This is a genomic window from Halomonas sp. HMF6819, assembly GCF_044335525.1.
In the GTDB taxonomy this organism is placed as follows: domain Bacteria; phylum Pseudomonadota; class Gammaproteobacteria; order Pseudomonadales; family Halomonadaceae; genus Vreelandella.
This window is the reverse complement of the sequence record NZ_JBIQVY010000003.1, coordinates 408586-429462: the sequence shown is the minus strand read 5'-3', so window position 1 is coordinate 429462 and position 20877 is coordinate 408586. Positions and strand designations below refer to the sequence as shown.

Genomic DNA, 20877 nt, shown 5'->3' with positions numbered 1-20877 from the left:
AGCATCTTTCATATTTTGTCGTTATAGGCTTGATGCTAGCGTGACATTGACCGTGGTGCACGCCTTTTAAAATCGATTCCAAATAAGCATCAGCGTGCATATTGATAACAAACAATCCGTACCGGGAGAGACACGATGAAGCCGTCTCCAGAATGGTCGTCGGCGTCGATTCAAACCGAGATCGACGCGCTCAAACATAAACCCGGCGCGCTGCTGCCGATTCTTCACGCCCTGCAGGACCGCTTCGGCTTCATCCCGACCGACGCGATCCCCCTGATCGCCGCGTCGCTCCAGCAAACCCGCGCTGAAATCCACGGTGTCATCAGCTTCTATCACCACTTTCGCACCACCCCGCCGGGGCGCCACGTGGTACGGATCTGCCGCGCCGAGGCGTGCCAGTCCGTCGGCGCGCGCGCGCTCGAGGCCCACGCCAAGGCGCGCTTGGGCGTGGATTACCACCAGACCACGCCGGACCGTGAAATCACGTTAGAAGCCGTTTACTGCCTCGGCAACTGCGCCTGCGGCCCGTCGATTCGCGTGGACGACCAAGTACGCGGGCGCGTGACCGAAGAAGCCTTCGATGAGCTTCTCGACGAGCTCCAGACCCGGCCGCTGGAGGTGAGCGCATGAGCATCCGCGTATTTGTGCCCCGCGACACTACCGCCCTTTCACTGGGCGCCGACACCGTCGCGCACCGTCTGGAGCGCGAAGCCGCCGCTCGCCACGAAGGCATCGACATTGTCCGCAACGGCTCCCGCGGGCTTTTCTGGCTCGAGCCGATGGTCGAGGTCGAAACACCGAAAGGCCGCGTCGCTTACGGCCCAGTCACGCCAGGCGATGTGCCCAGCCTGCTCGACAGCGGCCTGCTCGAAGGCTGCGTCAGCCATCCGCTGGCGCTCGGCCCGGTGGACGAAATCGATTATCTCTCCCGTCAGCAGCGCCTCACCTTTGCGCGCATCGGCGTCACCGACCCGCTGTCGATTGACGACTACCGCGCCCACCGCGGCTTTGCCGGGCTCGAAGCGGCGCTTACATTATCGGCCCAGGCCATCGTCGATGAAGTGAAGGCCTCCGGGCTTCGCGGGCGCGGCGGCGCGGCGTTTCCCACCGGCATCAAGTGGCAGACGGTGCTGGACGCGCCCTCGGAGCAAAAATACATCGTCTGCAACGCCGACGAAGGCGACTCCGGCACCTTCGCCGACCGGCTCGCCATGGAGTGCGACCCGTACATGCTGATCGAGGGCATGACCATCGCGGGGCTCGCGGTGGGTGCCACTCAGGGCTATATCTACCTGCGCTCGGAGTATCCGCTGGCGAAAGAGATTCTCGATGAGGCGATCAACCGCGCCGACGCCGCCGGGTACCTAGGCGACAATCTTCGCGAGAGCGGCCGCGCTTTCCACCTGGAAGTGCGCCTTGGCGCAGGCGCCTATATCTGCGGCGAAGAGACCTCGCTGCTGGAAAGTCTGGAGGGCAAGCGGGGGCTGGTGCGCTTCAAGCCGCCGCTGCCCGCCATCGAAGGGCTGTTTGGCCGCCCCACCGTGGTCAACAACGTGCTCTCGCTCGCCGCGGTGCCGTTCATTCTGGCCGAAGGCGGCCAGGCTTACGCGGAGTACGGCATGGGCCGCTCGAAGGGCACGCTGGCGCTCCAGCTGGCAGGCAACGTCAAGCGCGGGGGCTTGGTGGAGCTCGCCTTCGGCACCACCCTGCGCACGCTGATGGAGGAGTTCGGCGGCGGCACGTTAAGCGGGCGGCCGCTTCGCGCGGTGCAGGTAGGCGGGCCGCTGTGCGCCTATCTGCCGGAAAGCCAGTGGGACATGCCGCTCGATTACGAAACCTTCGCCGAGGTCGGCGCGGGGGTGGGCCACGGCGGCGTGGTGATGTTCGATGACCGTGTCGATATGGCCGAGCAGGCGCGCTTCTCGATGGAGTTCTGCAAGGAGGAGTCCTGCGGCAAGTGCACGCCGTGCCGGATCGGCTCGACACGCGGCGTCGAGGTGATCGACCGCATTCGCAAAGGCGAGAACCGCGACGCCAACCTCGCGCTGCTCGGCGATCTTTGCGAGACGATGGTGGACGGCTCGCTATGCGCCATGGGCGGCATGACACCCTTCCCGGTACAGAGCGCGCTCAAGCACTTTTCCGAAGACTTCCAGCGTCCGGCCAGCGGAGAACACTCATGATTGAACATTTCGATCCACGGCGTCAGGCCAACAGCGTCGATTTCAGCAAAGACTATGGCACTCCCGCCGCTCGCCCGGGCGCGGCCTCGATCAGCGTCAACATCGACGGCGTCACCTTGAGCGTGCCGGAAGGCACGTCCGTGCTGCGCGCCGCCGCCCTTGCCGACATCAGCATTCCGAAACTCTGCGCCACCGACAGTCTCGAGGCGTTCGGCTCCTGTCGGCTCTGCGCCGTCGAGATCGAAGGCCGCCGGGGCCTGCCGGCGTCGTGCACCACACCGGTGGTGGAAGGCATGAAGGTGACCACCCAAAACGAGCGCCTGGCGAAGCTTCGCCGGGGCGTGATGGAGCTCTACATCTCCGATCACCCGCTGGATTGCCTGACCTGCTCCGCCAACGGCGACTGCGAGCTGCAGGACATGGCGGGCAGCGTCGGGCTTCGCGAAGTGCGCTACGGCTTCGACGGCGAGAATCACCTTGAAAAGCCAAAGGATACCTCCAACCCCTACTTCACGTTTGATCCGAGCAAATGCATCGTCTGCTCGCGCTGCGTGCGCGCCTGCGACGAGGTACAGGGCACCTTCGCGCTGACCATCGACGGCCGCGGCTTCGACTCGAAAGTCTCCGCGGGCCAAGACGAGGCGTTCATGGACTCGGACTGCGTCTCCTGCGGCGCCTGCGTGCAGGCCTGCCCGACCGCGACGCTGATGGACAACAGCGTGATCGACCACGGCGTGCCGGATCGAAGCGTGGTGACCACCTGCGCCTACTGCGGCGTGGGCTGCTCGTTCGAGGCCCAGATGAAGGGCGACAAGCTGGTGCGCATGGTGCCCTACAAGGGCGGGGACGCGAACCACGGCCACTCCTGCGTGAAGGGCCGCTTCGCCTTCGGCTACGCCTCCCACCCGGATCGCCTCACCACGCCGATGATTCGCGACTCGATCGACCAGCCCTGGCGCGAGACGAGCTGGGAAGAGGCGATCAGCTTCGCCGCCAAGCGCCTGAAAGCGATTCAGGCGGAGCACGGTCGCGAAAGCATCGGCGGCATCACCTCCTCGCGCTGCACCAACGAGGAAACTTATCTGGTGCAGAAGCTGATCCGCGCGGCCTTCGGCAACAACAACACCGATACCTGCGCCCGGGTCTGCCACTCGCCCACCGGCTACGGCCTGAAAACCACGCTCGGCGAGTCCGCCGGGACCCAGACATTCGATTCGGTGATGAAGGCCGATGCCATCATCGTGATCGGCGCCAACCCCACCGACGCCCATCCGGTGTTCGGCTCGATGATGCGCAAGCGCCTGCGCCAGGGGGCGAAGCTGATCGTCGCCGACCCGCGCCGCATCGATCTGCTCAAGACCCCGCACTTGAAAGAGGCCCAGCACCTGCCGCTGCGCCCGGGCACCAACGTGGCGCTGGTCAATGCGCTTGCCCACGTGGTGATCACCGAAGGTCTCGAAGATAAGGACTTCGTCGCCAAGCGCTGCGATACCGATGCCTACCAGAGCTGGCGCGCGTTCATCAGTGAAGAGCGCCACTCCCCGGAAGCTAGTGAAGCCACCACCGGCGTACCCGCCGAGGCCGTGCGTCAGGCGGCGCGCACCTACGCCAACGCAGGCAACGGCGCGATCTACTACGGCCTGGGCGTGACCGAGCACAGCCAGGGCTCGACCATGGTGATGGGCATCGCCAACCTCGCTTTGGCTACCGGCAACATCGGCCGCGAAGGCGTCGGCGTGAACCCGCTGCGCGGCCAGAACAACGTGCAGGGCTCGTGTGACATGGGCTCCTTCCCCCACGAACTTCCGGGCTACCAGCACGTGGCGGACCCCAACGCCCGCGGCCGCTTCGAGGCCAAATGGGGCGTGGCACTCGACGACGAGCCGGGGCTGCGCATTCCCAACATGTTCGATGCCGCCATCGAAGGCACCTTCAAGGCAATGTACGTGCAGGGTGAGGACATCGCCCAATCCGACCCCAATACCCAGCACGTCGAGGCCGCTCTGCGCTCGCTGGACTGCCTGATCGTGCAGGACATTTTCCTGAACGAAACCGCCAAGTTCGCCCACGTGCTGCTGCCGGGCTCGAGCTTTCTGGAGAAGGACGGCACCTTCACCAACGCCGAGCGGCGCATCAACCGCGTGCGTAAGGTGACCCCGCCGGTGGCCGGCAAGCAGGATTGGGAAGTGACTCAGGATCTCGCCAACGCGCTGGGCTACCCGATGAACTACACTCACCCGTCCGAGATCATGGACGAGATCGCAGCGCTTGCGCCGAGCTTTGCCGGGGTGAGCTACGAAAAACTCGAGCAGTACGGCAGCCTGCAGTGGCCCTGCAACGACGACAACCCGCAGGGCATGCCGACCATGCACGCGCTCAACTTCCCGATCGGGCTTGGCCGCTTTGCGATCACCGAGTACGTGGCCACCGAAGAGCGCGCCAACCGCCGCTTCCCTCTGTTATTGACCACCGGGCGGATTTTGAGCCAGTACAACGTCGGCGCCCAGACCCGGCGCACCCACAACCAGCACTGGCACAACGAGGACGTGCTGGAGCTACACCCCTCTGACGCCGAGCTTCGCGGCGTGAGTGACGGCGATTGGCTGGGCATCACCAGCCGCTCGGGTCAGACGGTGCTGCGCGCGCGCATTAGCGAGCGCATGCAGCCTGGCGTGGTTTACACCACCTTCCACCACCCGGGCAGCGGTGCTAACGTGATCACCACCGACAACTCGGACTGGGCCACCAACTGCCCGGAATACAAGGTGACCGCAGTGCAGGTAGAAAAAGTCAGCCAACCCTCCGCTTGGCAGCAGCGCTTTAGCGCCTTCGACCAGACCCAGAAGAGCCATTTGGCGAAGGCGCAGCAGGAGGCGCCGTGAGCGCTACCGAGCCCGAAGAGCAGGCGCTAGCGCGCCTGCCGGTCGAGGTGCAGCGCCACGAAAACGGCTGGTGGGGCGATGTCGATGAGGACGCGTTGGCCGAGGAAGTGCCGGTCGCGCTGATCTACAACGGCATTTCCCACGCGGTGATGATGGCAAGCCCGAATGAGTTACGGGATCTGGCGCTCGGCTTTAGCCTGACCGAAGGGATCATTGCCGACGCGCACGAGTGCTACGACTGGGAGATCCGTGAGGAGGAAAACGGCCTGGCCGTTCACCTGACGATCGCCACCGAGCGCCTGATGGCGCTCAAGGAGCGCCGGCGCAGCATGACCGGGCGCACCGGCTGCGGGCTTTGCGGCACCGAAGCGCTCGACCAGGCGATCCGCCCGATTCCCCAGGTTCACGCGCCGGCCCTCGAGGACGCCGCCATTGCTCGCGCGCTCGATGCCTTCTCCGCTCATCAGCCGCTAAAAGCCGCCACCGGCGCGGTGCACGGCGCCGCTTGGTGCAGCGTGGAGGGCGACATTCTCCATGTGTGTGAGGACGTAGGCCGTCACAACGCGCTGGACAAGCTGATCGGTGCGCTGGCCCGCGAGAAAACGGCGCTCGACAACGGCTTCGTGCTGGTTTCCAGCCGAGCCAGCTATGAAATGGTGCACAAGTGCGCCAGCGCCGGCATCGGCGCGCTGGTGGCGGTTTCCGCGGCCACGGCGCTGGCCGTGCGCCAGGCTCAGGCGGCGCAGCTGCTGCTCGTGGGGTTTGCCCGCCGCCACCGCCACGTGATCTATCACCGCCCGAGCGCGGCACCTTCAAAGGGAGCAACGTCATGTCGAACACCGACGACAACCTGATTCACATGGTCAACCAGATCGCCGCCAACCTGAGCGGCGGGCGCGATGACGACACCGCGGCCAGCGCCACGTGCCGCCATCTCGAAACCTTCTGGGCGCGGGCGATGAAAAAGCGTTTGGCCGAACGCGTACAGAATGACCCTACGGGCTTTTCGCCGGTCGCCAGGCAAGCGGCAACGCTTCTCGCCGAGCGGCTAAGCGAGCGTCAGGCAAGCTGAAGACGAGCGCTGTCAAAAAACCTTAAAGCGTGCGTTTGCCCTTTCATAACCGCTGGTTAACGAATTAAGCAGGCTACAAACGGTGTAAAACGCCTCTTATTAACCTGGGTTAAGGCGATTGAGAGGCGTGAGGTTCACTGTGAGGATCTTGAGGCTAGGAACGGCCCATTTGGACACGGACGTGCCGCACCGTTTGGGCTGCTCTGACCATTTAACCGCCTGGCCAGGGCAGCCATTTTATTGCCTGTACGTCGTGCCCGACGTTTAAGCGCTCGCGCTTTCGGGCCGGCGCTCCTCCAGCATTCCCTTGTCCAGAATGAAGCGGATGATCTCCTCGAGCCCGACACCGTCGTAAAGGTTGGTGAACACGAAGGGCCGCTCGCCGCGCATCTTTTTCGAATCCCGCTCCATCACCTCGAGTGAGGCGTGTACCTGCTCGGCGATGTCGATCTTGTTGATGATCAGAAGATCCGATTTAGTGATACCCGGCCCGCCCTTGCGCGGAATCTTGTCGCCGGCGGAAACGTCGATCACGTAGAGCGTGAGATCGGAAAGCTCCGGGCTGAAGGTCGCCGAGAGGTTGTCGCCGCCGGACTCCACCAGCACCAGCTCCAAACCCGGGTGGCGGCCCTGCAGCTCATCGATGGCCGCCAGGTTCATCGAGGCGTCTTCACGAATCGCAGTGTGCGGGCAGCCGCCGGTCTCCACGCCCAGAATGCGGTCCGCCGCCAGGGCGTCGTGCTTGAGCAGAAAATCCGCGTCTTCGCGGGTGTAGATATCGTTGGTCACCACGGCGATGTCGTAATGATCGCGCAGCGCCAGGCAAAGCTGCTTCAAAAGGGCGGTCTTGCCCGAGCCTACCGGGCCACCGACCCCTACGCGTAAACAGTGTGTCATGTCGTTCTCCTGAATCGGTCCATCCGCTTCTAAACGTTGGCTGCTAAACATTAGCTTCTAAACGCTAGCTTCTAAAAAGTCTTGAATACTGGGTTTCGTGCAGCGCACTGGCCAGCGCCACGCCGGGTAGCACCGGGCCGAGCGCCTCATCATCAAGCGTTAGCGCCTCGTCCACTGCGCGGGAAACCGCCGGGCGCAGCCGTTCGATGATGCGCTGGGCAGCCGTATGGCCCAGCGGCAGCGCCTTGCAGGCCACCGCCAGCTGGTTTTCGAGCCACGCCCAGCCAAAACCGAGCAGGGCCTGGCGCGGGCGCAAGGAGCGCTTGAACGCGGTATAGGCAAAAAGCGTCACGTAGCCGGCGCCGCTGGGCAGTAGCTCATCGCCTGGCAGAAGCTCAAGGCTTGCCAGCAGGCGCGTGAGCGAGGCGCCTAAACGGCTATCCTCGGCGGCAAGCTCGGCGGTTTCCCGGGTGGCGCCAAGCCAGGCGTCCCACTCGGCAACGTCGGCGGCATCGCCGCGCTCGAAGGCTTCGAACAGGCGCGCAATCACCGGCAGCTCGCAGCGCGTCAGGCCGTCGTCGAGCACCCCGGAAAGCCACTCGGTCAAGCTCTCTTCACCGTCCACCCAGCCAAGCTCGAAGGCGCTCTCGAGCCCTTGGGAGAAGGCGAAGGCGCCGATCGGCAGCGCCGGGCTGACCAGCTGCAACAGCCCCAGCAGCGCCAAATCGTTTTGGGACTCAGTGGCCATGGGTGTGGTCATGGCCATGTTCGTGGGAATGCTCGTGAGAAGGTTCGTGCGCTACCTCATCTTCTTCCGGGTCGTGGTGGCCGTGATCGTGCGCATGGGCGTGGCCTAACTGCTGGTAGGCGCCGGGCTCCGGGTCGAAGGTGGCATCACCGTGTTCAAGCGTTGCCCCAAGAAGCGTTGCCAGCTCTTCCAGCACGTGATCCGGCGGAAAACGCACCCAGCCACCTTTGTCATCTTCGCCCAGCGCCAGTTGCACGTGGCGGTTGCCCAGGTGGTAGGCTAGGCGCGCCAGCGGAAGGCCCTGTACCACGCGCGCGGTGACCACCGGCTCGATGGCGGCGCGCACCTGCAACACGCGACCGTCCTCGGCCTTCAAGCCGTCGCCGTCGCGCAGCACCGGGCCGCGATCGAGAAACAGCCCCAGCGCTTGGCCGGCGTCGCTTTCGGCCTTCAGGCGGCCACGGATGCGCAGCTCGAAGGGCAGCGTCAGCGTATCGCTGGCGGCGCTCGCTTCCACGGGGCCTAACCGTTCTATCAGTTTCAGCATGATCGACCTCTTAACCATTCAATAAGTGGCGCACCTTGTCTCGTCCAGCCACCCGTAGGAACAGCTTCAGCTAGCGATCGACGGTGGCACCTCACCAAGGGAAGGCTAACGCCTTCCATCGCGGGATGAATCCAGCTCCTACAAGGACGAGCCCGCACCCTGTAGGAGTAGCTTCAGCTAGCGACCTCTTAAAGGGGCACCGCGAGCAAGGGAAGGCTAGCGCCTTCCATCGCCGGATGAATCCAGCTCCTACAAGGGTGAGCTCGTCCCCTGTAGGAGTAGCTTTAGCTAGCGACCGCTTCTAGAACAAATGATACCGCTGCGCCAACGGAAGCTCCGTGGCGGGCTCGCAGGTCAGCAGTTCGCCGTCGCAGCGAACTTCATACGTTTGCGGGTCCACGCTGAGCTCCGGGCAGGCATCGTTGAGCTTCATGTCCTTCTTGCGCACGCCGCGCACGTTCTTGCACGCGGACAATTCACTTTGAAGCCCCAGGCGCTCCTTGATGCCCGCATCGATGGACGCCTGGCTGACAAAGTTGAGCCGGGTCTGGCTCGCCGCGCGGCCAAAGGCGCCGAACATGTGGCGGTAGTGCACCGGCTGGGGCGTCGGGATCGAGGCGTTGGGGTCGCCCATGGGCGCGGCGGCGATCATGCCGCCTTTCAGGATCAGCGAGGGCTTCACGCCGAAAAACGCCGGCTTCCAGAGCACCAGATCCGCCAGCTTGCCCACCTCGATAGAACCCACTTCATGAGCGATGCCGTGGGTGATCGCCGGGTTGATGGTGTACTTGGCGATATAGCGCTTGGCGCGCAGGTTGTCAGCACCCAATGCCTCGTCTTCCGGCAGCAGGCCGCGTTGCACCTTCATCTTGTGCGCGGTCTGCCAGGTACGGCAGACCACTTCGCCCACCCGGCCCATGGCCTGGGAGTCCGAAGCGATCATCGAGATCACGCCCAGATCATGCAGAATATCCTCCGCGGCGATGGTCTCGCGGCGAATGCGCGAGTCGGCGAAGGCCACGTCTTCCGGGATGTTCGGGTCCAGGTGGTGGCACACCATCAGCATGTCCAGATGCTCGTCGATGGTATTCACCGTGTAGGGGCGCGTGGGGTTGGTGGAGGACGGCAGCACGTACTCCTTGGCGCAGGCGGTCAGGATATCCGGCGCGTGGCCGCCGCCCGCCCCTTCGGTATGGTAAGTGTGGATACCCCGCTCCTTGAACGCCGCGAGCGTGTCCTCCACAAAGCCCGATTCGTTGAGAGTGTCGGTGTGAATCGCGATCTGCACATCGTACTTTTCGGCAACGCTCAAGCAATTGTCGATGGAGGCGGGCGTGGTGCCCCAGTCCTCGTGAAGCTTGAGCCCCATGGCCCCGGCGTCGAGCTGGGCTTCGAGGCCTTCCGGCAGGCTGGCGTTGCCCTTGCCAAGCAGGCCGATGTTCATCGGCAGAGCATCCACCGCCTGGAGCATCTTGCCGATATGCCAGGCGCCGGGCGTGCAAGTGGTGGCATTCGAGCCGGTGGCGGGGCCGGTGCCGCCGCCGAGCATGGTGGTCACGCCGCTCATCAGCGCCTCTTCCACCTGCTGCGGGCAGATGAAATGGATGTGGGCGTCGATGCCGCCGGCGGTGAGAATCTTGCCCTCGCCGGCGATGACCTCGGTGCCCGGGCCGATGACGATCTCGACGTCCGGCTGGGTGTCCGGGTTGCCCGCCTTGCCGATGGCCGCGATGCGCCCGTTTTGCAGGCCGACATCCGCCTTGACGATGCCCCACCAGTCGAGAATCAGCGCGTTGGTGATCACGGTATCCATCACCGCGTCATCGACGCGCTGGCTCTGGCCCTGACCATCACGCACCACCTTGCCGCCGCCGAATTTCACCTCTTCGCCGTAGTGGGTGGCGTCACGCTCGACCTCGATCCAGAGCTCGGTGTCGCCCAGGCGTACGCGGTCGCCTACAGTGGGGCCGTACATGTCGGCGTAGGCCTGACGGCTGATCCTGTTCGTGGTCATTGCCTATCTCCCTCCAACGCACCCATGACATCGCCACGGAAACCGTAGATCTCGCGCTTGCCGACGAACGGAATCAGCGTGACCTCGCGGCTCTGGCCCGGCTCGAAACGGATCGCGGTGCCGGCGGCCACGTCGAGGCGAAAGCCGCGAGTCTTGTCGCGGTCGAACTCAAGCGCCGGATTGGCCTCGGCGAAGTGGTAATGGGAGCCGAGCTGAATGGGCCGGTCGCCGGTGTTGGCGACCTCCACGGTAATGCGCTCGCGGCCGGCGCACAGCTCGATCTCGCCCTCTCTTAATTGGTACTCACCGGGAATCATGGCAGCCTCCAAATGGCGAAACACTAGTTGATGGGCGTGTGGACGGTCACGAGTTTCGTGCCATCGGGGAACGTCGCCTCGACCTGTACCTCGTCGACCATCTCGGCCACGCCCTCCATGACGTCATCGCGGGTCAATATCTCGCGACCGAAGCTCATCAGCTCGGCCACGCTCTTACCGTCGCGGGCACCTTCCATGATCTCGAAGCTGATCAGTGCCACAGCTTCCGGGTAGTTGAGCTTCAGCCCGCGGGCCTTTCGGCGCTCGGCCAACTGCGCGGCGGAGAACAGCAGCAGCTTGTCCTTGTCTCTCGGGGTCAGTTCCATGGAGCGTTATCCTCTAAAAAAGATGAAGCGTCAGGTCAGCCAGATGCGCGGCGTGTGGGCCTCGCGGTCGATCAAGCGCGGGCGCAGAAGCCGCCAGGCCCGCTCGCAAAGCGTCCAGGCCTCCTTGCGCGAGCCGCCGAGGTAGCGCAGCAGCAGCACGCCATGGCGCAGGGTGACCGCCCAGTTCGGCTCGGCCGGAAGCCGCTCGCGCAGCGCCTCGATGGTGCCAGGGCCGTCCTCAAGGCCCACCGCCCAGAGCGTGGCCTGCACCGTGGCCCCGCCCTGGCCCCAGCGACCAACGAAACGCGGATGGTTGGGGTCCAGCGGCTGGCGCTCGAGCCACAGCGGCTTGTCGTCCAGGGTCAGGCGAAAGTGCTGCTCGATGCGCCCGGAAACGAACGGTAGCGCACTGGCCGGGCGGCCCAGCGCCATCACCTCCCAGCCAAGGCATCTGGCGCTGCCGTGAAGGGCGATATGGGTGTGCTGCTCGCCCTTTGAGCCATCGAAGGCGATGGTCTCCTGGGGCAACCATTCGAGTACTCCGCCGTCCTCCACGCAAAGCTCGGTACGCTGGGTCCAGGCCACGCCCTGACTGTCCGCCTTGTAGAGTTTGTTGGCGGCCGGCGTGGTCAAAAGCGCGTGGGCGCCGCGCTCCACATGGGCACTGATGGTCAGCGCATCGCCGCTGACCAGGCCCCCAGGCGGGTGCAGCACGTAGATGTGGCAGGCCTCACCGCGGCCCTCCGGGTAAAAAGGGCGCTGTACGCGAAGCGGGCCCTGGTGGCGCGCCTGGATCAGCCGCGTGGCGCCGCCGCGCTGGGCAAAGCGCAGCGCAAGCGACGCCGCCCAGCGGCGCTGGTCGTCGAACCGATGGCCGGAGGGGGGGTGTGATGCGCTGCTATCGCGTGCCGTCATCAGGCGGTCGCTTTTAATCGATTGAGTCATATTGCTGAACAATGCAAGTTATGCGCCAAAATGGTGAAAAGGGCCAAGGTAGCTCCTAACCGGGGCAGCGCCCTTCACTCTAGCCAAAAGCATGCACCAAAATGGGTTATTTTGGCTGCAAAAACACCACAAAAGCGCAAAGCAGTGCGTAGCTGAACCGGGACAAAAGGCCACACCAAGGATCTCTTAACAAAGAGCGTTTTACGCTACCATGGCCCGATTGACCGGGCCGCTTTCACCTCAAGGCCCACTATCGACAGCGCCGCGCCTTGACCGTGGCTTTCTTGCCAAGGGTACTCATCTTGCCACTTCAGCGCTTTGCCCATAGCCGTTGGTATCGCGTCGCGCTTCACGCGGCGCTGACGGCCATGCTGTTGCTGCTGATCAGCCCGCTGATTTCCCAATCCCAAGCGGGGCATCACGACCAGCACGCAGGTCACCACGATGCCGCCCACTCGCATGATGCTCCCTCGGCTCACCATCACGCCCATCCGTCAGCGCACGATCATTCGACCCACGTTTCTCAACAGTCGCTCGAGCCCATCTTCACTTGGTTTCATGAGTGCGGCTACTGCTCGCTGTGGCAACAGTTTCCCTCCTCTCATGCGTTCTTGCCCGCCATTGCTCGCCAAGCATTCGTTCACCACGCCCCGCGGCCAAAGCCGCCGCATCAGGGGTTTGCGTCCTTCGATAACTACCTGCATGCGCCTGTCCGCGCCCCGCCGCTCGCCTGACAACACCCACCAGCTTGTATGACCCTATTCTTACGACCTGACGGCCGCCCTCGGCCGACGGGTGCGTGTCGCTATCACTCAGGCGCCCCTTCCATCGGGCGCTTCAGGAGCCGTGATGACTTCTCATGTCGACCCCCGATCGGCGGCGAAAACGCCGTTCGATCTCTACCGCGCCGTCTGGCGCTGGCACTTCTACGCAGGCCTTCTGGTTCTACCCTTTCTGATCACCCTCTCGATCACCGGGGCGCTATACCTGTTTCACGATGAGATCGACGCGCTCGTGCACGCCGACGTCAAACGCGTAGCAGCGCAGGAAACCACCCAGCCGCCTTCCACGCTGGTAAGCGCCGCCCTAGACGCTCACCCGGGGACGGCATTGAAGTACACCGATCCGGAAACGCCAGAGAGTTCCGCGGAAATCACCGTAAGCACCGCCGAGGGCGAGCGGCTGGCGGTCTACGTGAATCCTTACAACGCCGAGGTGCTAGGCGCAATGGATGACCAAAGCACCCTCATGTGGACGGTGCGCAAGCTGCACAGCTTCAAGCTCTTTGGCGCTACGCCGCGCAAGCTGATCGAGATCACCGGCGGTTTCGCGATTTTGCTGGTGCTCACCGGCGTGTATCTGTGGTGGCCCCGCGGCAACGCCAAAGGCGGCGTGGTCAGCGTGCGCGGCGCGCCGAAAAAGCGCGTTTTCTGGCGCGACCTGCACGCGGTAACGGGGCTGTTCGTCGGTGCCTTCATTCTGTTTCTGGCGATCACCGGCATGCCCTGGTCCGGCGTGTGGGGCGGCCAGGTGAACCAGTGGGCCAACGGCAACAACTTCGGCTACCCTTCCGGGGTTCGCGTCGAGGTGCCGATGTCCGACGCCCGCCTGAGCGAAGAAACGATGATGAGCTGGTCGATGGAGCAAGCGCAAATTCCCGAATCGACCTCGACGTCGTCAGGGCAAGCGGGCATCGGCCTGGACGAGGCAGTATCTACCTTTGAAACGATGGAGATGCATCCGGGGTTTACGGTGAGCCTGCCTACCACCCCCACCGGCGTCTACTCCGGCTCGGTCTACCCGAATGATTTGAGCCAGCAGCGGGTGGTACATCTGGACCGCTACTCCGGCGAGCCGCTGGTGGACATGAGCTATGCGGATTACGGACCGCTCGGGCGCTGGCTGGAGTTCGGCATCAACGTGCACATGGGCCAGCAGTTCGGGCTGGCGAATCAGCTACTCTTTCTGGCGGTATGCGTGGCGATCATCCTGCTGTGCGTCAGCGCCGGCGTCATGTGGTGGAAGCGCCGCCCGAAAGGCGGCCTGGGCGTGCCGCCGCTGCCGCAAGACAAGCGCGCCTTTCGCGGCATTCTGACGATTCTCGTCGTCGGCGGCGTTCTCTTTCCGCTGACCGGCGCGGCGATTCTCGTCATGCTGTTCATTGATTGGTGTCTGGTGCGCCCTCTTCAGCAGCGACGCCTCGCCGCACGCAGCGCTTGATCCTTTCCCCAGCCCTTTTCCCCGGCTCTTTATAACCAGGCCGGGGCACTTCTTCTCACTTTCACACCGCTTGACAGGCAACGCCGCTGGCAGGAAACTTAGCAAAGGCTATACTTCTTACCAGACGTAAAACACCGCCCGCTTTTTTGATCACCGCGAGGATCCACCATGGCCGTACACCGTATCGTTGCCGCTATGGCGCTACTGCCGCTGAGCTCGCTGTCGCTGGCCGACGAGCCGCCACTGAACGTGGTGGCGACCATCGGTATGATCGCCGATGTCGCTCAGAACGTGGGCGGCGAGTGCGTCAGCGTCGAGGCGATGATGGGCCCGGGCGTCGACCCACACCTTTACCAGGCTAGCGCCAGCGATGTAGCCCTGCTGCGCGGCGCCGATCAGATTCTTTACTCGGGCTACGCGCTCGAGGGCCAGCTTGGCTCGGTGCTGGAGAACTTTGCCAAGCGCACGCCGACGCTTGCCGTCGCCCCCGCGTCGATCGAGGAGGATGCGCTGATCACCTCTCAAGGCGCCTACGGGGTCGACCCGCACCTGTGGATGGATGTCTCGCTCTGGGCGCAAACCGTCCCGACCTTGAGCGACACCCTGGCCGAGGCGCGCCCGGCGTGCACCGCCTCCATCGAGGCCAACGCCGAGCGCTACGAAGCCGAACTTCTCGCGCTGCACGAGTGGGTCAAGGAAAGCATCGCCTCCATCGCGGATGAGCAGCGCGTGCTGGTTACCGCCCACGACGCGTTCAGTTACTTTGGTCGCGCCTACGACATCGACGTCGAAGGTATTCAAGGCATCAGCACTGCCACCGAAACCGGCATTGCCGATATCCGCAACATGACCAATAGTGTGGTAGAGCGGCGCGTACCGGCGGTGTTCGTCGAGAGCACCATCAACCCACGCACCATTCAGGCGGTGATCGACGCGGCGCGCCAAAGAGGCCATGAAGTCAACGTCGGCGGCGAGCTTTATTCGGATGCCATGGGTGACGACGCTACCGTCGACGGTACTTATATGGGCATGATCTACCGCAACACCGAGCACATCGTCGAGGCGCTGGGCGGCACCCTCGCTCCCCTGCCGGAGGCGCTCAACGACTGGGCGAGCGAGTGGCAGCTCGACACCTGATGACCAAAGGCATTGTTTGATGACAAAGACCGGTAACGCTGAGCCGGCACTCAGTATCAAGAATCTGACCGTGAGCTATCACAATCAGCCCGTGCTGTGGGATATCGATCTCGATATTCCCGCCGGGGTGATGGCGGGCATCGTCGGCCCCAACGGCGCGGGCAAAAGCACGCTGATCAAGAGTATTCTGGGGCTCGTGCCGTCGCTTTCCGGCGAGGTGCAGGTGCACGGCAAGTCCTACGCCTCCCAGCGCAAGCGGGTGGGCTACGTACCCCAGCGCTCGAGCGTTGACTGGGACTTCCCCACCACCGCGCTGGATATCGTCATCATGGGCCTTTACGGGCGTCTTGGCTGGTTCAAACGCCCTCGCCGTAAAGAGCGCCAGGAGGCCATGGAAGCGCTCGAGATGGTGGGCATGAGCGAGATGGCGAACCGCCAGATCAGTCAGCTCTCCGGCGGTCAGCAGCAGCGGGTGTTTCTGGCTCGCGCGCTGGTGCAAAAAGCCGACGTCTACTTTCTCGACGAGCCCATGGCCGGAGTCGACGCCACCACCGAGCGGGCGATCGTCGATATCCTGCGCCGCCTGCGCGACGAAGGCAAAACGGTGATCGTCGTTCACCACGACCTGCAGACGGTGAGTACTTACTTCGACTGGCTGCTGCTTCTGAACGTACGGGTCATCGCCTCCGGTAACGCAAAAGAGGTGTTCAAGATCGATCATCTTCGTAAGGCCTACGGCGGCCAGATCGCCCTGCTCGGCGACAGTGAATCGCTGATGTTCTCCGCCTCGAAGGTGACGTGACCCATGTCCTGGCTAGACCTTCTCACCGACTACACCTTTCAAAACGTGGTGATTGGCGCCTCACTTTTAGGCCTGATCAGCGGCCCCCTTGGCTGCTTTGCGGTACTGCGCCGCCAGAGCCTTTTAGGCGACGCTATCTCCCACGCGGCCCTTCCGGGAATATGCCTAAGCTTTATCATCACCGGTAGCCGAGATATCGGCGGCATCATGATCGGCGCGCTTGTGACCGGCTCGCTTGCCGCGCTCCTCATGCTGCTGCTCACCCGCAAAAGCCGCCTGAAAACGGACGCGGGCTTGGGGGTTTGTCTGAGCCTTTTCTTTGCCGTTGGCATCGTGCTGCTCACCTATATTCAGGGCACCAGCAACGCCTCCCAGGGAGGGCTTGAAGCTTTTCTGTTCGGCCAGGCCGCCGCCACGCTGCGCTCGGATCTCTGGGTAATGGGCGGCGTAACGCTAGTGACACTTTCACTGCTTGCTGCCTTTTGGAAGCAAGCCAAACTGGTGACGTTCGACGCCGAGTACGCCCGCACCCTGGGGATGCCTACGACGGCCATCGAAGCGACGCTTACCGCCATGGTGGCGCTAGCGGTGGTGGTCGGTTTGCAGATGGTCGGGGTGATTTTGATGGCGGCGATGATCGTCGCCCCGGCGGCGGCGGCGCGTCAATGGAGCCGCCACTTGGGCTCAATGCTTGCCATCGCGGCGGGTGTGGGCATCGTCAGCGGCGTGTCCGGGGCCACCATCAGCACGCTCTCGCGCGGACTCGCCACCGGCCCGCTCATCGTGCTTACCGCAACAATCATCGTGCTGCTGTCACTGGCGCTGGCACCTAACCGCGGGCTTTTATGGGGCATCGTGAAACACTACCGCCAGAAAGCCGAGCTGCAAAAACGCCAGCTTCTTTACACACTGTACAAACACCCGAACAGGCCCGCGACACGGCGCTCGACGCTGAGCGCGCGGTTAACGTTTGCTCGCTTGAAGCGCCAGGGCTACCTGATCCGCTCACAAGGTGAGGCGGGCTGGGGGCTAACGGCAACGGGGCAGGCAAAAGCGCGCCAGGTCGTCGCCACCTTCGAGGAGGTCGCGCCATGATCGCGGAGCTTCTCAACAGTACCGCGCTGCCGATCATTCTGGTCGGCGCCATGGTGGGCATCGCCTCCTCGGCAGTGGGGACCTTTTTGGTGCTGCGCGGCAACAGCATGCTCTCGGATGCCATTAGCCACTCGATCGTGTTCGGTATCGTCATCGTCTGGATACTCACCAAACAGCAGAGCGGGCCGGTGCAGCTCATCGGCGCCGCACTGACCGGGCTTTTGACCGTCTTTCTCACCGAGGCGCTGGCCAACACCAAGCGCGTCAAACAGGACGCCGCCATCGGGCTTGTGTTTCCGGCGCTGTTCTCCATCGGCGTGCTGCTGCTCAATATCTACGCCCACGACGTTCACATCGACACCCACACGGTGCTGCTCGGAGAAATCGGCTTCGTCTGGCTGGATACCGTCGAGCTGTTTGGCCTGCCCATTCCTCTGGCGCTGGTGTCGATGAGCGTGATGACGCTGATCAACTACGCCTTCATCGGGCTCTTCTACAAAGAGCTGAAGCTTGCCACGTTCGATCCGGCGCTGGCCAAAACCTTCGGTTTCATGCCGACGATTCTCTTTTACGTGCTCTTGATGCTCACCAGCTCCACCGCCGTAGCCGCCTTCGATGCCGTCGGCGCGGTGCTGTTTATCGCTTTTGCGATCGTCCCCGCCTCGGCGGCATACCTGCTTACCGACCGGCTGTGGATGATGTTTATCATCGGCGCGCTGATTTCGATCGCCTCGAGCATTAGCGGCTACTTTCTCGCTGTGCATTTCAACGTCTCGATCGGCGGCATGATGGCGGTGATGACCGGGGTATTTTTGATCCTCGCTTTTCTGTTTGGGCCGCGCTATGGCTTGATGACCCAAGTGCTGAAGCGTCGACGGGCGCGGCAAGCACCTGTGGAGCCGCCAGCCACGATGTGAATGCCGGTGCCTACCCGCCTAAAAAAGCGCCCGCCTATTGGCGGGCGCTGTCTTTGGTCGAGCGTCATTAATCGAGGCAACCGGGTGTGGATAACTCACACCGTCAGGTGCGTCTTGATCAGCTCCTGGGATAGCTCACCGATCTCACCCTTGGCTACCGGGCGGCCGCGGTCCATGATCACAAAGCGGTCGGCGTACTTGCGCGCGAACGGCAGCTTCTGCTCGACCAGTAGCACCGTTAGGCCGTCCTCTTCGATCAGCTGGCGGATTACCTGGCCGATTTGCGCCACGATGTTGGGCTGAATGCCCTCGCCCGGCTCGTCCAAAATCAAAAGTTTGGGTTCGATCACCAAGGCACGGCCGATGGCGAGCTGCTGCTGTTGGCCGCCGGAGAGATCGCCGCCACGGCGATGCTTCATCTCCTCGAGCACCGGGAAGAGCTCATAGATCCGCGCCGGGATCTTTTTCAAGCCGTCGCCACGGGCGGCAAGACCCGTACGCAGGTTCTCCTCGACGGTCAGCATGGGAAATATCTGGCGCCCCTGCGGGACGAAGCCTACGCCCAAACGCGAGCGCGTCTCGATCGCCTTTTTGGTCAGCTCGACCTCACCGCCTTCCGTTTGAAATCTGAGTGCGCCGCTTTTAACCGCGACTTCGCCCATGATCGCTTTCATCAGGGTGGTCTTGCCCACGCCGTTGCGGCCCATCACGCAGGTGCACTGCCCTTTGGGGACCTCGAGATCCAGATCCCACAGGGTGTGGCTTTCGCCGTAGAATTGATTGAGTTTTTCGATCGCGAGCATCAGGCCGCCTCCTCGTCGTCCGCGCCCAGGTACACCTCGACCACGCTGGGGTCGCTTGCGACCTGGTCCATGCTGCCTTCGGCCAGCACGCTGCCCTGGTGAAGCACCGTCACCTTGCGGGCGATGGAGCGCACGAACCCCATGTCGTGCTCGACCACCACTACCGACTGCTTGCCGGCCAAGCGCGTCAAGAGCTCGGCGGTGCGCTCCATCTCCTGCTCGGTCATTCCGGCCACGGGTTCATCCACCAGCAGCAGGCGCGGGCGCTGCATCAGCAGCATACCGATCTCGAGCCACTGCTTCTGGCCGTGGGAAAGAATACCCGCGGGCTGGAACCTCAGGGCGGCAAGCCCGACGATCTGGAGCACCTCGTCGATGCGGTCGCGCGCCTCGCCGGTCATGCGCGCGGTAAGCGTGGGAAAGATGCGCTTGTCCGCAGCCATGGCGAGCTCCAGGTTCTCGAACACGCTCAGCGCCTCGAACACCGTGGGCTTTTGGAACTTGCGCCCTATGCCCAAACTTGCGATCTCGGGTTCGTTCATTTTCAAGAGATTATGGCGGCTGCCGAACCAGACGCTGCCCTCATTGGGCCGCGTCTTGCCAGTGATGATGTCCATCATGGTGGTCTTGCCCGCGCCGTTGGGGCCAATGATGCAGCGCAGCTCGCCGTCGTCGATGGTCAGGTTCAGCTTGTTGATCGCCTTGAAGCCGTCGAAGCTGACGGTGACATCCTCCATGTAGAGGATCGGGCCGTGGCGCACATCCACGGTCGATGCCTGAGGGGTCATGAAATCGAAGACCCGATCGCGCTCTCTGAGCGACTCGAAAAAGCTCATGCGCTCGCCTCCCGTGAGTAGGTGGAATCGCGTCGGCGAAGATGGGAAAAGAGCCCCGCCACGCCTTTGGGCAACAGCACCGTGACCAGCACGAACAGCCCCCCCAGGGCGAAGAGCCAGGCATCCGGCATCACGCCGGTGAACACGGTCTTGGCGTAGTTGACCAGAATCGCTCCGATCACCGCGCCGTAAAGCGTGGCGCGCCCACCGAGCGCCACCCACAGTACGATCTCGATCGAGAACAGCGGCGAGAACTCGCTGGGGTTGATGATGCCCACTTGCGGCACGTAGAGCGCCCCGGCGACACCGGCGATCATGGCGGAGACCACGAACACGAAGAGCTGAAAGCGCTCGACCCGGTAGCCGATGAAGCGTGTACGCGCCTCGGCATCACGGGTGGCCACGCAGACCCGGCCAAGCTTGCTGGTGACGATCGCCCGGCACAGCACGTAGCCCAGCGCCAGCGCTACCCCGGAAGCCAGAAAGAGCCCCAGCCGCGTATCACTGCTTCGCAGATTGAAGCCCAGAATCTCGCGGAAGTCGGTAAGGCCGTTGTTGCCGCCAAAGCCCATTTCGTTGCGAAAGAACGCCAGCATCAGCGCAAAGGTCAGCGCCTGGGTGATGATCGAGAGATACACCCCGGTGACCCGGGAGCGAAACGCCAGAAAGCCGAAGATCAGCGCTAAAAGCCCGGGTGCGAGCAGCACCATGGCGAAGGCGAACCAAACCATGTCGAAGCCTAGCCAGTACCAGGGCAGGCTATCCCAGTTGAGAAACACCATGAAGTCCGGCAGCACCGGGTCGCCGTAGGTGCCACGGTCGCCAATTTGGCGCATCAGGTACATGCCCATGGCGTAGCCGCCAATGGCAAAAAAGGCGCCGTGGCCAAGGCTTAGAATACCCAGATACCCCCACACCAGATCCACCGCCACGGCGAGCAGCGCGTAGCTCAAGTACTTGCCGAACAGGTTCACCGTGTAGGCGTTCACGTGCAGGGCGCTGCCTTGCGGCACGGCCACGTGCAGCACGGTGACGATCAGCAGCGCGGCAAACAGTACGCCGAGAAACAGCTGGGTGGCGCGCTCGGTGAATGGGCGGGTGAGCCAGAAGCGGCTCGAGGTTGCCTGAAAGGTCAT

Annotated in this window: 21 protein-coding genes; 11 read left to right on the top strand and 10 right to left on the bottom strand. The window is 63.5% G+C overall.

The features are described 5' to 3' along the window. Nucleotides 1–135 precede the first annotated feature (135 nt). From ACGLWX_RS12065 to ACGLWX_RS12045, 5 genes are read left to right on the top strand one after another with little or no spacing between them, the layout of a single operon-like run. Nucleotides 136–630, top strand: a complete 495-nt coding sequence (locus ACGLWX_RS12065) for a formate dehydrogenase subunit gamma (protein ID WP_396239985.1) — start codon at nt 136–138, stop codon at nt 628–630. Continuing rightward, the gene (locus ACGLWX_RS12060) at nt 627–2183 is read left to right on the top strand and encodes a formate dehydrogenase beta subunit (RefSeq protein ID WP_396239984.1); all 1557 of its coding nucleotides are present in this window, start codon (nt 627–629) and stop codon (nt 2181–2183) included. Before ACGLWX_RS12065 ends, ACGLWX_RS12060 begins: the two co-directional genes overlap by 4 nt. Next, nucleotides 2180–5065: a formate dehydrogenase subunit alpha gene (gene fdhF, locus ACGLWX_RS12055; RefSeq protein ID WP_396239982.1), complete on the top strand. Its 2886-nt coding sequence runs from the start codon at nt 2180–2182 to the stop codon at nt 5063–5065. The genes ACGLWX_RS12060 and fdhF overlap by 4 nt, the downstream gene beginning before the upstream one ends. Then, on the top strand, nt 5062–5919 hold the full coding sequence (gene fdhD, locus ACGLWX_RS12050; RefSeq protein ID WP_396239980.1) for a formate dehydrogenase accessory sulfurtransferase FdhD: 858 nt from the start codon (nt 5062–5064) through the stop codon (nt 5917–5919). Before fdhF ends, fdhD begins: the two co-directional genes overlap by 4 nt. Further along, nucleotides 5895–6137, top strand: coding sequence for a formate dehydrogenase subunit delta (locus ACGLWX_RS12045; protein ID WP_252108248.1), 243 nt, complete (start codon nt 5895–5897; stop codon nt 6135–6137). Before fdhD ends, ACGLWX_RS12045 begins: the two co-directional genes overlap by 25 nt. A 264-nt stretch (nt 6138–6401) precedes the next feature. On the opposite strand, the gene ureG is transcribed toward ACGLWX_RS12045, so the two are convergent. From ureG to ACGLWX_RS12010, 7 genes are all read right to left on the bottom strand, one after another. Beyond that, the gene (gene ureG, locus ACGLWX_RS12040; RefSeq protein ID WP_252108247.1) at nt 6402–7034 is read right to left on the bottom strand and encodes an urease accessory protein UreG; all 633 of its coding nucleotides are present in this window, start codon (nt 7032–7034) and stop codon (nt 6402–6404) included. A gap of 64 nt (nt 7035–7098) precedes the next feature. Continuing rightward, nucleotides 7099–7794 (bottom strand): urease accessory protein UreF, encoded by a 696-nt coding sequence (locus tag ACGLWX_RS12035; RefSeq protein WP_396239978.1) that lies wholly within the window; start codon nt 7792–7794, stop codon nt 7099–7101. Continuing rightward, a complete protein-coding gene (gene ureE / locus ACGLWX_RS12030; RefSeq protein ID WP_396239976.1) occupies nt 7772–8329 on the bottom strand; it encodes an urease accessory protein UreE in 558 nt (185 codons plus the stop codon). The genes ACGLWX_RS12035 and ureE overlap by 23 nt, the downstream gene beginning before the upstream one ends. A 301-nt stretch (nt 8330–8630) precedes the next feature. Continuing rightward, entirely contained in the window at nt 8631–10343 is a 1713-nt protein-coding gene (gene ureC, locus ACGLWX_RS12025) for an urease subunit alpha (protein ID WP_396239974.1), read from the bottom strand. Next, nucleotides 10340–10660: an urease subunit beta gene (locus ACGLWX_RS12020; protein ID WP_396239972.1), complete on the bottom strand. Its 321-nt coding sequence runs from the start codon at nt 10658–10660 to the stop codon at nt 10340–10342. Before ACGLWX_RS12020 ends, ureC begins: the two co-directional genes overlap by 4 nt. Before the next feature lie 23 nt (nt 10661–10683). Continuing rightward, the gene (gene ureA / locus ACGLWX_RS12015; protein ID WP_396239970.1) at nt 10684–10986 is read right to left on the bottom strand and encodes an urease subunit gamma; all 303 of its coding nucleotides are present in this window, start codon (nt 10984–10986) and stop codon (nt 10684–10686) included. 30 nt (nt 10987–11016) lie between these two features. Then, the gene (locus ACGLWX_RS12010; RefSeq protein ID WP_396239968.1) at nt 11017–11901 is read right to left on the bottom strand and encodes an urease accessory protein UreD; all 885 of its coding nucleotides are present in this window, start codon (nt 11899–11901) and stop codon (nt 11017–11019) included. A 332-nt stretch (nt 11902–12233) separates the two neighbouring features. Here ACGLWX_RS12010 and ACGLWX_RS12005 point away from each other — a divergent pair, with 332 nt between their 5' ends. The 6 genes from ACGLWX_RS12005 to ACGLWX_RS11980 all read left to right on the top strand — a co-directional run bounded on the left by ACGLWX_RS12005 (nt 12234) and on the right by ACGLWX_RS11980 (nt 18102). Further along, nucleotides 12234–12665, top strand: coding sequence for a DUF2946 family protein (locus tag ACGLWX_RS12005; RefSeq protein ID WP_252108240.1), 432 nt, complete (start codon nt 12234–12236; stop codon nt 12663–12665). A 115-nt stretch (nt 12666–12780) separates the two neighbouring features. Continuing rightward, nucleotides 12781–14151 carry a PepSY-associated TM helix domain-containing protein gene (locus ACGLWX_RS12000; protein WP_396239966.1) on the top strand — a complete coding sequence of 457 codons (1371 nt, stop codon included), beginning with the start codon at nt 12781–12783 and terminating at the stop codon, nt 14149–14151. A 168-nt stretch (nt 14152–14319) separates the two neighbouring features. Then, nucleotides 14320–15288, top strand: a complete 969-nt coding sequence (locus ACGLWX_RS11995) for a metal ABC transporter solute-binding protein, Zn/Mn family (RefSeq protein ID WP_396239964.1) — start codon at nt 14320–14322, stop codon at nt 15286–15288. 19 nt (nt 15289–15307) lie between these two features. After that, nucleotides 15308–16090 (top strand): metal ABC transporter ATP-binding protein, encoded by a 783-nt coding sequence (locus ACGLWX_RS11990; protein ID WP_396239962.1) that lies wholly within the window; start codon nt 15308–15310, stop codon nt 16088–16090. A 3-nt stretch (nt 16091–16093) separates the two neighbouring features. Next, entirely contained in the window at nt 16094–17185 is a 1092-nt protein-coding gene (locus tag ACGLWX_RS11985) for a metal ABC transporter permease (protein ID WP_396239960.1), read from the top strand. Beyond that, nucleotides 17182–18102: a metal ABC transporter permease gene (locus ACGLWX_RS11980; RefSeq protein WP_396239958.1), complete on the top strand. Its 921-nt coding sequence runs from the start codon at nt 17182–17184 to the stop codon at nt 18100–18102. Before ACGLWX_RS11985 ends, ACGLWX_RS11980 begins: the two co-directional genes overlap by 4 nt. Before the next feature lie 95 nt (nt 18103–18197). On the opposite strand, the gene urtE is transcribed toward ACGLWX_RS11980, so the two are convergent. The 3 genes from urtE to urtC are packed head-to-tail and all read right to left on the bottom strand — an operon-like array spanning nt 18198 to nt 20877. After that, nucleotides 18198–18905, bottom strand: coding sequence for an urea ABC transporter ATP-binding subunit UrtE (urtE, locus tag ACGLWX_RS11975; RefSeq protein WP_396239956.1), 708 nt, complete (start codon nt 18903–18905; stop codon nt 18198–18200). After that, entirely contained in the window at nt 18905–19741 is an 837-nt protein-coding gene (urtD, locus tag ACGLWX_RS11970; RefSeq protein WP_396239954.1) for an urea ABC transporter ATP-binding protein UrtD, read from the bottom strand. The genes urtE and urtD overlap by 1 nt, the downstream gene beginning before the upstream one ends. After that, a complete protein-coding gene (gene urtC, locus ACGLWX_RS11965) occupies nt 19738–20877 on the bottom strand; it encodes an urea ABC transporter permease subunit UrtC (protein WP_396239952.1) in 1140 nt (379 codons plus the stop codon). The genes urtD and urtC overlap by 4 nt, the downstream gene beginning before the upstream one ends.